General features: G+C 69.0%; 10 protein-coding genes and 1 pseudogene. 8 read left to right on the forward strand and 3 right to left on the reverse strand.

The window, feature by feature from the left end:
• Positions 1 to 371: 371 nt before the first annotated feature.
• Positions 372 to 1,259 carry a universal stress protein gene (locus tag GR130_RS18145; RefSeq protein ID WP_159505699.1) on the reverse strand — a complete coding sequence of 296 codons (888 nt, stop codon included), beginning with the start codon at positions 1,257 to 1,259 and terminating at the stop codon, positions 372 to 374.
• A gap of 343 nt (positions 1,260 to 1,602) precedes the next feature.
• On the opposite strand from GR130_RS18145, the gene GR130_RS41865 reads away from it, so the two are divergent.
• The 4 genes and pseudogenes from GR130_RS41865 to GR130_RS18165 all read left to right on the forward strand — a co-directional run.
• Complete coding sequence (locus GR130_RS41865) at positions 1,603 to 1,818, forward strand: hypothetical protein (RefSeq protein WP_159505700.1); 216 nt, start codon at positions 1,603 to 1,605, stop codon at positions 1,816 to 1,818.
• A gap of 1,025 nt (positions 1,819 to 2,843) precedes the next feature.
• Positions 2,844 to 4,121 carry an APC family permease gene (locus GR130_RS18155; RefSeq protein ID WP_159505701.1) on the forward strand — a complete coding sequence of 426 codons (1,278 nt, stop codon included), beginning with the start codon at positions 2,844 to 2,846 and terminating at the stop codon, positions 4,119 to 4,121.
• Between the two features lie 104 nt (positions 4,122 to 4,225).
• Complete coding sequence (locus GR130_RS18160; RefSeq protein WP_159505702.1) at positions 4,226 to 4,723, forward strand: DoxX family protein; 498 nt, start codon at positions 4,226 to 4,228, stop codon at positions 4,721 to 4,723.
• 1,004 nt (positions 4,724 to 5,727) lie between these two features.
• Positions 5,728 to 6,135, forward strand: a pseudogene (locus GR130_RS18165) (transposase family protein); the annotation flags it as partial.
• Positions 6,136 to 6,149: 14 nt separating this feature from the next.
• Here the strand turns inward: GR130_RS18165 and GR130_RS18170 are convergent.
• Together GR130_RS18170 and GR130_RS18175 are read right to left on the reverse strand one after the other, a co-directional pair.
• On the reverse strand, positions 6,150 to 7,742 hold the full coding sequence (locus tag GR130_RS18170; RefSeq protein ID WP_159505703.1) for a solute symporter family protein: 1,593 nt from the start codon (positions 7,740 to 7,742) through the stop codon (positions 6,150 to 6,152).
• On the reverse strand, positions 7,742 to 8,176 hold the full coding sequence (locus GR130_RS18175) for a DUF485 domain-containing protein (protein WP_159505704.1): 435 nt from the start codon (positions 8,174 to 8,176) through the stop codon (positions 7,742 to 7,744). Before GR130_RS18175 ends, GR130_RS18170 begins: the two co-directional genes overlap by 1 nt.
• Positions 8,177 to 8,701: 525 nt before the next feature.
• Here GR130_RS18175 and GR130_RS18180 point away from each other — a divergent pair.
• From GR130_RS18180 to GR130_RS18195, 4 genes are all read left to right on the forward strand, one after another.
• Positions 8,702 to 10,015 carry an L-lactate MFS transporter gene (locus tag GR130_RS18180; protein ID WP_443043765.1) on the forward strand — a complete coding sequence of 438 codons (1,314 nt, stop codon included), beginning with the start codon at positions 8,702 to 8,704 and terminating at the stop codon, positions 10,013 to 10,015.
• A 323-nt stretch (positions 10,016 to 10,338) separates the two neighbouring features.
• A complete protein-coding gene (locus GR130_RS18185; protein WP_159505706.1) occupies positions 10,339 to 13,134 on the forward strand; it encodes a nitrate- and nitrite sensing domain-containing protein in 2,796 nt (931 codons plus the stop codon).
• A gap of 38 nt (positions 13,135 to 13,172) precedes the next feature.
• Positions 13,173 to 13,616 carry a roadblock/LC7 domain-containing protein gene (locus tag GR130_RS18190; RefSeq protein WP_030063293.1) on the forward strand — a complete coding sequence of 148 codons (444 nt, stop codon included), beginning with the start codon at positions 13,173 to 13,175 and terminating at the stop codon, positions 13,614 to 13,616.
• 7 nt (positions 13,617 to 13,623) lie between these two features.
• Positions 13,624 to 14,241: a DUF742 domain-containing protein gene (locus tag GR130_RS18195; RefSeq protein ID WP_201304920.1), complete on the forward strand. Its 618-nt coding sequence runs from the start codon at positions 13,624 to 13,626 to the stop codon at positions 14,239 to 14,241.
• Positions 14,242 to 14,253: the final 12 nt, after the last annotated feature.

A 14,253-nucleotide genomic window follows, 5' to 3' on the forward strand; every position in this document is an offset into this window, starting at 1 on the left:
CAGTGCCGGACGGTCCCTCACCAGGCTGCCCCGGAACTCCGGCTCTGCTGCCAAGCAGGACCGCGCCCGTCTCCTCAGGGCCAGCGGGTTCTCTCGGCCGCTTCGATCGGTCCGTGGAACTGGGGTGGGCCGTCCCAGGAGACGCCCGCCCCAGCAGCGGAGGACCATTCCGCGTACATGCCATCTTCGGCGACGCGGACCATCGCGCCAAGGTCCGGACGGGGACACGAGGAGAGGGCCGTCCGGTCCCTCCCGGCACAGGGCACGGCGGGCGACAGCCGACGCACGCCAGTCGCGCAGTGCCCGAGTCATCCGCTTGGTCTGTGGGTGCACCACACCGCGATATGCGGGTAGCAGGACGGCCCGCGCTCTCACCCGCCGCTCGGCTGTACGGGGACGATCGCGATGGTGCACGGCGCCTGGCGGAGCATCGCATGGTTGACGGGCCCGAGTTGGGGGCCGAGCGGGTCCCGACGTCGGCGGGCGCCGAGCACCAGCAGTTCCGCGTTCGCCGCGGCCCGGAGAAGCGCCGGATGCGCCCGACCTTCGACGATGATGCGGCGTACCGGCACGCCTGGGTGTCCCGCGACGGACCGTGCCAGGACGTCGTCCAGCCACTGTTCGGCTCGCTGACCACCCTGAGCCCGGTGATCGGCGGAGAGACCGACGCGCGGTGCGGCGTGTTCCCCGTCGTGGCGCATACGGGCGTGCAGCACGGTGACCCCGCAGCCGCGCAGTGCCGCTTCCATGAACGCGAAATCCGCCGCCTCCGGTGTCCGCTCCGGCGCTCCGAGTCCGAGCAGTACCCACCTTCCTCTCGTGGGGACTTCACCAGCGCCATCTCGCACTACGACCACCGGGCAGTGGGCACGGGCCGCGACGGTCACACTCACCGACCCCAGCAGGACCCCGGAGAGGCCGTGCCCCCGGCTGCCGACCACGACCATGGCGGCGCGGTCGCTCTCGTCGACCAGCGCGTAGACCGGGTCCTCGTCCCGGACCACGGCGGACACGGCTACCTCCGGCTGCCGCAACCGGGCCCGCTCCTCGGCGGAGGCCGCCACGCTCCTGGCCGCGGCATGTCGCCGCGCCTCCGGATACCGTCCGACGGACGGCGCGGAATCCTCGTACTGCACCCACAACGACGCATGCAGAAGGTGGAGTGGGCAGCCGCGGAGGGCTGCCTCGTCGGCGGCCCAGTCCACCGCGCGCAGCGCGTCGTCCGAACCGTCGGTGCCGACGACCAGTGGTGCATCCATCCGCCTCACCGCCTCATCGGGGTCAACCGGGATCGAGTCCTTTCGAGGCTGCGCGGATCCCGGATACGGCACCCAACGCCTATCGTCGGGCGGCTGCCACGTCCGGTACAGAGGCCGAACGGCTCCGCGGGGGCCGACCGGCTCCGCTGCCGTAGGCCGATGGCCCTATGCGTCGTGGTCACCACGAACCGGACGCTGGGGCAAGAACGCAGAGGCGGTCAGGAGCGGACAAACGAGGGAGAAGGGCCGGATCGCCGTCGGCGTCGACGGTTCGGCATCCGCGAGGGCGCCCCCGCGATGGGCGGTACGCCAAGCCGAGCTGACCGACAGCACCGTACGCGCGGTGAGCGCAGGGGAGTCCCCGCCGTCGTACGGGGCGATCGGCGGGCTTGACGCACCGCAGCGACTCGGCGGCCGCATGAAGGGGGCGGCGAGCCAGGCCCTCGACCAGCCCGCCAGCGAAGTCGTGCGGCCGGAGCAGGCTGTGAGGGTGCACCCCGCCCTGGCGTACGGCGCGCCCGTCGCGGGATCGGGAGCCACCTTGTACGACCGTGTGTGACATGCCTCGCTCTTCGCATGCGGGTCTCTCCCCGCCTCCGGCTCAGGGTTCCCGGAGACGGCGAGAAAGACCGCATCGGAGAAGAAAATGCGTAAGCCGGCATTGCTGCGTGTCTTGTGCTTGGCAACTCGTGAGCCGGCGTTGGGATGCCGGGACGGCCAGGATGCCGCGTCCGTCGCGGAAGCGACCGGCGCCGCACGCTGAGGAGGCTGTGACGCCGCTCCCCGTGTGGGGGAGGCTCATTGCGAAGGCCCCTTCGAGGCAGGGGCGTTAGCGGGCGCGGACCGGCTGCCGGATGGCGGAGGGCGGGCGTCAGGCGACAGTGGCGGCTGGTCGCTGCTGAGGTGCGGCGGCTGCACGGGCCGGGAGCTGTCGGTGGCCTGAGCACGGTGCGGCATCATCGACAACCTCGGTCCCGAGGCCCATTGCCGCGGGCAGCCCGGATATCGGTATCGAGGGCGCGGGCGGAAGCGAAGGGCGCCTCCCGGCGCCGGCCCCACTGCGGCGGAGCGGTTCGCCATCCGACCGAGGAAGTTGTGTTCGGGGGCGGGTGGGGTGTGGCGATTGAGGTGGTATGTCGCGGCGGACGTGACGTCGTACTGCGCGGCGCGCGGGGATCGGACGGCTTGTTCCTCGGCGGGTTGAGTCGTGGTGCGGCTCGGCGGGGGCTTGGAGGTTGTTGCCGGCCAGTCGTTCGAAGCCCACCCGCCGCAGGATGTGGTCGGCGACGCGGTTGTCGTGCGAAGCCGCTGCCACGACGCCGTAGCGATCGTGGTGGCTGACGGGAAACGTGTAGTGCCCGCACGGGCCAAGCGGTTTGGGGCGATTCCGCGTCTCGCAGGAGACGGATGTCGTCGACCTGAGCCGGGTAGGGCATCCACCGCGGCTGGCTGGTGCCGGGCGGCCGGCGGACAGGATGAGCGGTGCCGGCTCCCCTGTGGCTGCGATGTCTGCCCCGGGGCGGCGGCCTCCGATATCGTCTTCCGATATCGAGAGCCGCAGGACGGTTGCTGAGGGAGCTGGGCATGAGCAAGCCATTGCTCCCCGCAGGGAAACGGGACGAGCTGCAGCGGCGGCTCGGGCTCTCCGATGCGGTGGCGATCGGTCTGGGTTCGATGATCGGTGCGGGTATCTTCGCCGCCCTTTCGCCGGCCGCCCGCTCAGCCGGTTCCGGGTTGCTGCTGGGCCTGGCCTTGGCCGCCGTGGTCGCCTACTGCAATGCCACCTCCTCCGCCCGGCTCGCTGCCTGTTACCCGGCCTCGGGCGGTGCTTACGTCTACGGCCGCGAGCGGCTGGGTGACTTCTGGGGATACCTGGCCGGGTGGGCCTTTGTGGTCGGCAAGACCGCTTCCTGCGGGGCGATGGCCTTGACGGTCGGCTCGTACGTATGGCCGGGGCAGGCTCATGCGGTCGCGGTGGCGGCGGTGGTGGTGCTGACGGCGGTGAACTACGCAGGCGTGCAGAAGTCCGCCTGGCTCACCCGGGTGATCGTGGCCGTTGTGCTGGCCGTACTGACTGCCGTGGTGATCGCCGCGCTGACCTCCGGCTCCCCGGACACCTGGCGCTTGGACGTCGGCGGCGACGCGTCCTTCGGAGGGGTGCTCCAGGCTGCGGGCCTGCTCTTCTTCGCCTTCGCCGGGTATGCGCGCATCGCCACCCTCGGAGAGGAAGTCCGGGACCCGGCGAGGACCATTCCCCGTGCCGTCCCGATCGCGCTTGGCATCGCCCTGGCCGTCTACGCCATCGTCGCCATCGCCGTGCTCACCGTGCTCGGCCCGCGGCAGCTGGCCGAGGCCGCCGCTCCGCTGTCGGACGCCGTGCGGGCCGCGGGCGTCGGCTGGTTGGCGCCGGTGGTGCGGGTCGGCGCCGCCGTGGCGGCGCTGGGCTCCCTGCTCGCGCTGATCCTGGGTGTCTCGCGCACCACGTTGGCGATGGCACGGGACCGGCATCTGCCGCACGTATTGGCCGCCGTCCACCCGAAGTTCAAGGTGCCGCACCGCGCTGAGCTGGCGGTCGGCGCGGTGGTGGCGGTGCTGGCGGCGACGGTGGATGTGCGCGGGGCGATCGGGTTCTCCTCCTTCGGAGTGCTGGTCTACTACTCCGTGGCCAATGCCTCCGCCTGGACCCTCACACCAGAGGAGGGGCGTCCGGCTCGCGTCATTCCGATCGCCGGGCTGGTCGGTTGTCTGGTCCTGGCCTTTGCCCTGCCGGCGTCCTCGGTGATCTTGGGCGCGGTGGTTCTGGCCGTCGGCGTCGCTGCACATGGGGTGCGGGCGGTCCTCGCCTCGCGTCGTTCGCCATAGCCCTGGTGGGTTACGCCGGGTGGGCGCAACGCCGTACGTCGGCGGATGGGGCGCGGGATGATATCGGTGTCCGATATGTCACCGAGGTGAAGGGGCCCACGAGCATGAGCCAGCTCAGTACCTGGGTGGCGAAGCTGATCGGGACCACCGCGCCACGATCGGTGGTGCTCATCCGCCTGTATGTGGGGGCGGTCTTTCTCGTCGAGGGCATCTTGAAGTTCCTGCGCGAGCATGCGCTGGGCACGGGCCGCTTCGACAAGGCCAACATCCCCGCCCCGGACTTCCTCGCCGCCCTGGACGGGGTCTTCGAGATCCTCTGCGGGCTGCTGATCCTCGCCGGGTTGCTCACCCGGCTTGCGGCGGTGCCGATGGTGGTGGACATGCTCGGCGCGCTGCTGATCACCAAGCTGGGGATCCTGTGGGGCGGCTCCGGGCTGTTCCACGGCGAGTCCGGCTGGTGGGACTTCGCCCACGAGGCCCGTCTGGACTTCGCCCAGCTGTGCGGCAGCCTCTTCCTGCTCATCGTCGGTGCGGGCGCCTGGTCCCTCGACGCACGCCTGAGTCCCGGCCGCGGCCGTCCTGCCGATCCTGCGCGCGGGTGAAGCGCCATCGCCCTGCCGGACACACGTCCGAGGGACGATCGGGACCGGGGTTGGACCCGCAATCAGAGGGTGACTTGCCCGCCGCGGGCGTGGGCGGGAACCTCGAAGTGTGGTGCGGAAGTTGCGGCCGTCGGGGGAGCGGTGGAGTCTTCAGAAGGGTCGGATGTCGCCGCGTCGGCGCCGACGGCCGCGGTGGAGGTATAGCGGTCCCCGCTGCGTGTGAGGAGGCCGCCTTCGACGGCTTCAGCCAGGAGCGTCGCGAGCCGTGCTTCCTGCATGTGCGGGTGACGTCGGGCTGCCTCCGCGGCCACGGCTGCATGGTCCATTCCTGCGGATGCGGCGGCGACGAGTGTGGCGATCTTCCGTGCCGCTGGAGAGACTCGGGCTCGACTGTCCATGAGTGTTCCTTCCTACGTCGCCGCGCCGGGCGGCTGGCTGGCCGACGTGGGGGATGCGGGACACCCGTCCAGTTGGTTGGACCACGGGCTGCGCTGTCGGTGGGAGAATTTTGGTGTGACGTGACTAACCGGAACGACGGCGCGTCCGTGCACGGTGTGCACGTCTCCTGCGCACGACTCTTCTCGAAGGCGCCGGGAAGCAGCGCAGATCCCGACGGGGCGGCGAAGCCGCTGACGTGTTCGCCATCGGGTGGAGGAAGTGGTCTGCCCGGTCGAGCTGTGGCTCTGTCAGGTGGCGACGCGCCCAGTCGTCTTCGAGGGACGGTGTCTCAAGGCTTGAGGCAGTCCGGGCCACCTGGTCCGTTCTCCGCCGAGACCACGGCCGTACCATCGGTGTTGGATTGCACTCCCCACACGACACCCCCTGACCAGGGCCCTCACCCCCGGCCCCCGTGCAGCCCCACCGGACCATCGCAGCGATGAGGCGTATCACTGCAGACCACCGGCGGCGATTCCGGAGTTCACCATACTGTGGTGTGGCGCACATGCGGAGGTCTTCTGAACAAGCCGTTCCGCCACTTTGGGCGCGCTCCCTGGCGCTGCACACCCCCACCCCGGGCTCCGCAGAAGCCGGCCCCGGAGTGGGACCATGCTCTACTGTCCGATCCCTCCCTGACCGGCATGTCCCGGCAGCAACTGAGCGATCTCACAGACACTTTGGCCGTCGATGGCGACGTCAAGCGCGGACGCCGGCCCCGACTCACCTTCCCCGACCAGGTCCTGGCGACCCTCCTTCACCTGCGGGTCGCCCTGGCCGCGGAACCCCTCGCCGTGCTGTTCGGCAGCAGTCGCACCGCCATGCACCGCACCCTGCTGAAGATCAGGACACTGCTCAAGGCGCACAGCATCGTTATCTCGCCGGCAGCCACCCCACCCTCCGCCCTCACAGCCCTCCAGGCTCGGGTGCGAGCCCTGAGTGGCGACCCCAGCAGCATGATCAAGACAACGTGTTAATGATCTGCAAGCCCTTAGCGCTTGGCGCCGATGCCGGTCAGTGCTCGTACCTCCATCTCCGCCTGCTTGTCGGGATCCGCCGGTTGCTTGCTGAGTACCGTGCCCAGGAATCCGCAGAGGAAGGAGAGCGGAATCGACACGATGCCCGGGTTGGTGAGCGGGAACCAGTGGAAGTCGACACCCTTGACGATGGACGTGGGTGTGCCCGACATCGCAGGTGAGAAGGCGATCAGCAGCAGTCCGGACACCAGCCCGCCATAGATGCTCCACAGCGTCCCCGTGGTGTTGAACCGCTTCCAGTAAAGGGAGTAGAGCATGGTGGACAGGTTCGCGGACGCGGCGAGCGCCAGGGCCAGCGATACCAGGAAGGCGACGTTCTGCCCGTTGGCCACGATGCCGCCGATGATGGCCAGGAAACCGATCACTATCGCCGTCAGGCGGGCGACCCGTACTTCGGACCGCGGGTCCGCCTTGCCGTGCCGGAGTACGTTGGCGTAGACGTCGTGCGCGAACGACGCGGAAGCGGCGAGCGTCAGACCGGCGACCACCGCCAGGATGGTGGCGAAGGCCACCGCGGAAACCACGCCGAGCAGCACCGCGCCGCCGATCCGGAAGGCGAGCAGCGGTGCCGCGGAGTTCTCCCCGCCCGGGGCGGCCAAGATCTTGTCCGAGCCCACCAGTGCGGTGGCGGCGTATCCGACGATGAGGATCCCCAGGTAGAACGCGAACATCGACCAGGAGCACCACACCACCGACCTGCGTGCCTCCTTGGCGTCCGGCACGGTGTAGAAGCGCATCAGCACGTGCGGAAGGCTGGAGATGCCGAGGACCAGCGACAGGGCCAGCGAGACGAAGTCGAGCTTGCCCATCGCGTTCTGGCCGTACCAGCCGCCTGGTTCCAGCAAGCGCTCGCCCAAGGGGCTTTTCTGCGCCGCATGCTCCAGCAGTCCGGACAAGCTGAAGCCGAACTTGCCGAGGATGAAGACGCTGATGAAGGCCACGCAGAGCAGCAGCAGGGTGGCCTTGATGATCTGCACCCAGGTCGTGCCCTTCATGCCGCCGACCAGGACGTAGAAGACCATGACAATGCCGACGGCCGTGATGACCAGGGCCTGCCCGCCCTTGCTGTGCACATTGAGCAGCAGGGCGATCAGACCGCCGGCGCCGGCCATCTGGGCCAGCATGTAGAAGAACGTGATGACCAAGGTGGCGTTGGCCGCCGCCGCCCGTACCGGGCGCTGTTTCATCCGGAAGGCCATCACATCGCCCACGGTGAACCGGCCGGTATTACGCAGCCGTTCGCCGATGAGCAGCAGAGCAACCAGCCAGGCGACCAACCATCCGACGGAGTAGAGGAACCCGTCGTAGCCGTGGACGGCGATTGCTCCCGAAATCCCGAGAAAGGAGGCCGCGGAGAGGAAGTCGCCGGACAGCGCGATGCCGTTCTGCATCCCGCTGAAACCGCTGCCTGCCGCGTAGTAGTCGGAGGCGGTGGGGCTGCTGCCGCTGGCCCGGTAGACCACGTACAAGGTGATGCAGACGAAGGCGACGAATACGGTCACGTTGAGCGTCGGACTGCCGGTCGTGCCGACCGCGATCGACACCATCACTTTCTGCCACCCTCCGCGTCGGCCCGCACCTGCTCGCGAATCCGGTCGACCTGGGGGTCGAGCCGCCTCTTGGCGAAGCGCGCATAGGTCACGACGATCATGATCGTGGACAGGAATTGCAGCAGGCCGAAGAGGGTCCCCACATTGATCTCGCCGACCGCTTTGCGCCGCATGAATTCATGACCATAGGCGGACAGCAGGGCGAAGGTGAGGTACCAGCAAAAGAAAAGCGCGCTCATCGGAAAGACGAACAGCCGCAGCCGTCGGCGAAGCCGGGTGAACTCCGGGCTGGCCTGGATCGCCGCAAAGTCGGGCTCGCCTGCCGGGTCGCACAAGGGCTGGTCGCCGGCTTTAGTGAAAGGGGCCGATAATCCGTGGCCGGTGGTCGGCGCCGATGGGGGTGGAGCGGGAGGCCGCATGTCTCTCGTCATGATTCTCTCCAGGTTTCGGCGCGTTGACCGGTCCGCCTACCGCCGTTGAGACAGGGAGTGTAGCGGTCCACTCTGCGCAGTCAAAGGCGTTGGATCGGCGACGAGTTGGCCCGCTACCGGACAGTAGCAGCCGTTCCGCTTGTGGCGCACCAGGGGGAGCCGACCTCTCTCCGGGGCCCGGGCCGTTCGACCCGTTTACCCATTGCCTGGGCGAATCACGCTGCTTTCTGACGAACCATCGTCAGCAGTTCTCCGGCAATCGTCGCCGGTGGTCCGACATCGCCCGAAAGTACCGCTCTACGCGCGGAGCGTTCCCCTCCAGTAAACGTCGCCACACTCGACAGCAGACAGGTCAAACCATTGGCAGGGGCGATCAGTTGCCCTACACTCGCCACCGCTTGACCGCTGGACATGCATCCAGGCAATTCGCCTTTCAATTACTTCTGCCCAGGCCCGGGAGGTAGACCACCGGTGCGACTCCTTGAGCATTCCCGCATCATCGCGCGACCAGGATGGAGTCGTTGGCTGGTGCCCCCGGCTGCGCTGGCGATCCACCTGTCGATAGGTCAGGTGTATGCCTGGAGCGTTTTCAAATTACCCCTGGAGAGCGCGCTGCATATCTCGGGGGCGGCCAGCGCATTACCGTTCCAGGTCGGCATTCTCGTACTGGGGCTCTCCGCGGCCTTCGGCGGCACCCTCGTCGAGAGCAGGGGTCCGCGATGGGCCATGTTCGTCTCGTTGGTGGCCTTCTCCACCGGGTTCCTGATCGCCGCACTCGGCGTCGCCACCCGCTCCTACTGGCTGGTGGTCTTCGGCTATGGCTTCGTCGGCGGGATAGGCCTGGGCATCGGCTACATCTCGCCGGTGTCCACCCTGATGAAGTGGTTCCCCGACCGGCCGGGCATGGCCACCGGCACCGCGATCATGGGCTTCGGCGGTGGCGCACTGATCGCCTCTCCCTGGTCGACGCAGATGCTCTCCGCCTTCGGCAGCGACACGGGTGGGATCGCGAAGACCTTCCTCGTGCACGGCGTGACCTACGCCGCCCTCATGACGCTTGGCGTGCTGCTCGTGCGCGTGCCGCCCTCGGGTTGGCGGCCGGCCGGCTGGCGGCCCGCCGAGGACGCCGGGAAGCGGCTCGTGACGACCGCGAACGTATCCGCGAGGAATGCGGTGCGCACGCCGCAGTTCTGGTTGCTGTGGGTCGTGCTGTGCATGAACGTTACGGCCGGGATCGGAATCCTTCAGAAGGCCGCGCCGATGATCCAGGACTTCTTCCGGGACACGCCAAGCCCGGTCAGCGCGACAGCCGCCGCCGGCTTCGTCGCGCTGTTGTCCCTGGCCAACATGACCGGCCGGATCCTGTGGTCGTCGGTCTCCGACGTGATCGGCCGCAAGAACGTCTATCGGCTGTACCTGGGCATCGGCGCTCTGCTGTACCTGACGCTGCTGCTCGGCAAGAACAGCAGCGTGACGCTGTTCATCGGCGCCGCCATGGTGATCCTGTCCTTCTACGGCGGTGGATTCGCCACCGTCCCCGCCTACTTGAAGGACCTGTTCGGCGGCTACCAGGTCGGCGCGATCCACGGCCGGCTGCTGACCGCCTGGTCCGTCGCCGGAGTCGCGGGGCCGGCCATCGTGGACGCCATCGCGGACATGAGACAGCAGGCCGGGCACACCGGGCCGAGCATGTACGCCTTCTCGTTCTCCATCATGATCGCGCTGCTCGGCGTCGGATTCGTGGCCAACGAGCTGGTGCGCGCGGTGAATCCGAAGTTCCACGAACCCGAGACGGCGGTCCGCAGTCAACCCGACCCCGTCCCGGCCGAGAACGCATAGGGACGCGGTGAAGGTGATGACTGAACCAGGATCGAACGAAGGCGCGTAGCGGCGGTACAGGTACGGATCAGCCCTGATGGAACGTCAGTTGTTCGAGAACTGAAGTGGGGATGCAAAAAAGTGCGTGGTGGGCTCGGTCCTGCGGACCTCGTCGAGACGAAGGGAAGGGACGAAGCTTCCCTTCCAGGACACGTCCGCATCCTGGAACCACCTCGTGAACGGTCGGGGCGAGGCCACCAGTTCAGGGGCGGGGGACGCCTCTCGTGACCCCGGCAAGGCATGCGTATCCGCGGGTGCGCCGGGTGCCGAGGTGGTCCGCTGTCGTGCAGTGGCGGAACTGGCGGCTGCCCGTCAAGCTGGCCGCCGTCCTGACGGTGCCGGCACTGCTCGGCGTCGCCTCGTCAGTGGTGCAGATCCAGCACGAGGTCGCAAGCGCGGAGGAATACGCGGACATCCAGCAGCTGGTCGAACTGCGAGGTGATCTGACGACGTTGATCGGAGGGCTGCGGGAGGAGCGGACCCTGTCCGCCGAGAACCTGGGCGACCGCACGCCCCTCGACCGGGCCGCGCTCCGGCGGCAGGCCCTGGACGTCGATCACGCCGGAGCGACCGTCAGGCGCACGGCCGGCAAGTACTGCCACCTCGACCAGGTCTCCAAGACCCGGTACGACGAGGCAGGCACGTTCCTGCGACGGTTGCCTGCGCTGCGCGGCCAGGTGAACTCGGGAAGGGTCGCAGTCTGGAGCGCCACGGAGCAGTACAACGCGGTCATCAAGAGTGCACTGGATCTGGACCAGGCCCTGGTCAACCAGTTCGGCGACCCCCAGCTCTCCCGGCCGGCCACCGCGTCGTACGACCTGGAGGTGGCCCAGGAGCAGATCAGCCTCCAGCACGTCCTCCTCCTGGAGGCGGCCAGGCGCGGCAGCATGGAGGACCGGGAGCTCAGCCGGGCGCTACAGGACTCCGACACCAGGATGCGGGACAAGCTCGCCGACTTCCGGGCCTTGGCCACCCCCGCGGAGGAGAAGTCCTACGAGGAAACCGTGACCGGTGCGGACGTCAAGCGGCGCGCCCAACTGGTGAAAGCCGCACTGTCCGAGCCGGAGGCGTCCGACGGCCCGGGGCGGGGCACTTCGTGGCAGATCCCGGTCAAGGACTGGAAGGTCAGCTCCGAGCGAACCGGCGAGCTGATGAACAAGGCGCAGCTCCAGCTCGCCCACGACCTGCGTACGGTCTCCGCCAGGTTGCAGGACCAAACCAGCGACCGGGCGGGGGCGGCGTCCGTGATCCTGCTGGCGGTGCTGCTGCTCGCGGTGGGTATCGGTGTGCTGATCGGCCGCTACCTGCTGCGGTCGCTGGTCCTACTCCGCTCGACCGCCTTGGATGTGGCCGAGCACCGGCTGCCGGCCGCGGTCGCGAACATCCGCGAGGGCCGTACACCGAACGCGGTGGTCGAGTCGGTGCCGGTGCACACGACCGAGGAGTTCGGGGAGCTCGCGCGGGCATTCGAGGCGGTACACGGCCAGGCCGTGCGGCTGGCGGTGGAGCAGGCCACGCTGCGCAGCGATCTCCGGAACACCCTGGTCAACCTTTCCCGGCGCAGCCAGAGCCTGGTGGAGCGTCAGTTGCGGCTGATGGAGCAGCTGGAACGGCATGAGGAGGACCCCGATCAGCTGGCCAACCTGTTCAAGCTCGACCACCTCGCGACCCGGATGCGCCGCAACAACGAGAACCTGATGGTGCTCTCCGGCAGCGAGCTGGCCCGCCGCTTCGATCAGCTCGTACCGCTGGGCAACGTGCTGCGGGCCGCGGTTTCCGAGATCGAGCACTATCAGCGCGTCGTGGTGCAACTACCGGCGCCCCTGGAGGTGATCGGGTACGCGGCCGGTGACCTGGCGCGGCTGGTCGCCGAGCTGATGGACAACGCCACCAGCTTCTCCCCGCCGGACACCCAGGTGGTCATCGGCAGCAGCCGGCGGCGCGACGGTTCGGCGCTGATCGACATCCTGGACCAGGGCATCGGGATGAACGACGCCGAACTGGCCGAGGCCAACCGGCGGGTGGCAGTGGGCTCTTCTGCGGACGTGCCCACCTCGCGGCAGATGGGCCTGTTCGTGGTCGGCCGGCTGGCGACTCGGCACGGCATCGGCGTGAAGCTGACGATGGACCAGAAGGGCAGCGGTCTACGGGCCTTGGTGCTCGTACCGGCCGGACTGATGAAGGATGAGGCCTCAAGCACCGTGGGCCAAGCGGGAACCCCGCTGAGCACGCCGGACACCAAGTCCGCCTCGCGGGTGGCGGCACTCCGGGCGACCGATACGGTCACCGCACCCCCGTTGCCGCGCCGGGGCGATGGCCGGGTGACCGCCACAGCCCGCGTCGACGACTCCGCCCCGACCTCCGGGTCCAATCCCGACGCCGCCGAGCCGGACCGCCTGGCCGACACCGGTTCGTTCGCGACCCTGTCCGCGCCATGCCCGCCCACACCACCCGTCACCGAGGACGTGGCGGACGTCACCCAGGACGCGCCCGACGTCACCGACAGCGGCCCCGCGAACGGGACACCGGTGAACTGCCACACCCTCCAGGACGCCATGCACCGGCCGGTGCCTCCGACGCCGTCCGGAACCGCAGACCCACGCGACGCCGCCACCTCCTGGTTCCGGCCGGCCACGCCGGAGCGGCCCGGGGCCGGCCCTCAGGACATCGCACGCGCACCCGCACAGCCCGCCGCGAACGCGGGCGGCCCGGCAGCGTCACAAGACACCGACGGATTCTCCTGGTTCGCGGCCGGGTCGGCCCGCCCGCCCGCGGCACAGCCCCTGGACCCCCCGCAACCACAGCCCACCGCAGGCCCCTCCAAACCCGCCGCGCCGCGCCGATCGCCCGCGGCCGAGCCGACGGGCGCCGCGGAGGCAGCCGACCACACGCGGGTCGGACTGCCCAAGCGGGTGCCGCGCGCGAACCTGGCACCGGGGCTGGCCGCACCGCGCGCCGGTGGCGTCGGCGACGTACCTGTGAGCGATGACGTGCGCGTAAGTCAGGACGCCGGCCAGACCCGCGGATTCCTCAACAGCTACCAGGCAGGAATCCGTCAGGCTCGCCCCGATGAGACGTGACACCAGCACCCCGACGAGTCCGGCAGGAGAACGATCCCATGACCGCACCCCAGCTCCGGCAGGTGAGCCAGTTCGGATGGCTGGTCACCAACTTCACCGAGCGCGTGCCCAACGTGGCACACGCCGTGGTGGTCTCGGTCGACGGGTTGATGCTGACCGCGTCGAACCGGATGCCGGACGCCCATGCCCAGCAGCTCGCCGCGATCGCCGCAGGCGCCGTCAGCCTGATCCAGGGCGCTGCCAGCTGTTTCGAGACCGGTGACGTACGTCGGACCGTCGTCCAGATGAAAAACGGGATCATGCTCCTCATGTTGATCAAAGACGGCTCGTGCCTCGCGGTGCTGGCGGCGCCGGACTGCGAGATCGGCCAGATTGCCTACGAGATGACCGTACTCGTCGACCAGGTGGGCGAGATCCTGACCCCGGAACTACGCGCCGAGTTGTACGAACTGAACCAGGCCGCCGCTCAGCAGCCTGGATAGGGCGACCATGAGCACTGGTGGAGGCCCCTTCGGAACCCCTGGGGAGGATCAGGGGCCGGAGGACGACCAGACGTTCGCCGACGTGCTCAACGCGTTCAGCTGGGACAACGCGCGACGCAGGCGGAAACGCTCCGAGCCCGGCGACCGACCCGAGGCCGCACCTACCCAGGAGACGGACCGCCTGCCGACGCATCCGTCGCCGGGCTCCCCGGAGGCCGCCCCGCCCGCCGACCCGCTCAGCGCCTGGACGCCCGAGTACCAGCACCAGGACACCGACCAGTACGCGGCCTCGATCGTCCGCGCCTACACCTGGACGGGCGGCCGGACCAGGTCGAACCACCACTTCGAGATCGAGACCCTGGTGACGGCCACCGAGCTGGGTTACCGCTCCACCGCCATCGCGCAGACCGAGTACCGCGCGGTGATCGGGCTGTGCGGACAGCCGGTGTCGGTGGCCGAGGTGGCCGCGCTGCTCACGATCCCCCTCGGGGTGGCCAAAGTACTGCTCGGTGACATGGCGGAGTGCGGACTGATCACCGTGCACCAGACCGCCACCACCAACGGCACCCCCACCCCGGATTGCGTGCTGATGGAGCGGGTGCTCAGCGGACTGCGTCGGCTCTAGGTAGAAGTCCTA

Origin of the sequence: Streptomyces sp. GS7, assembly GCF_009834125.1 — a bacterium.
GTDB lineage: Bacteria > Actinomycetota > Actinomycetes > Streptomycetales > Streptomycetaceae > Streptomyces.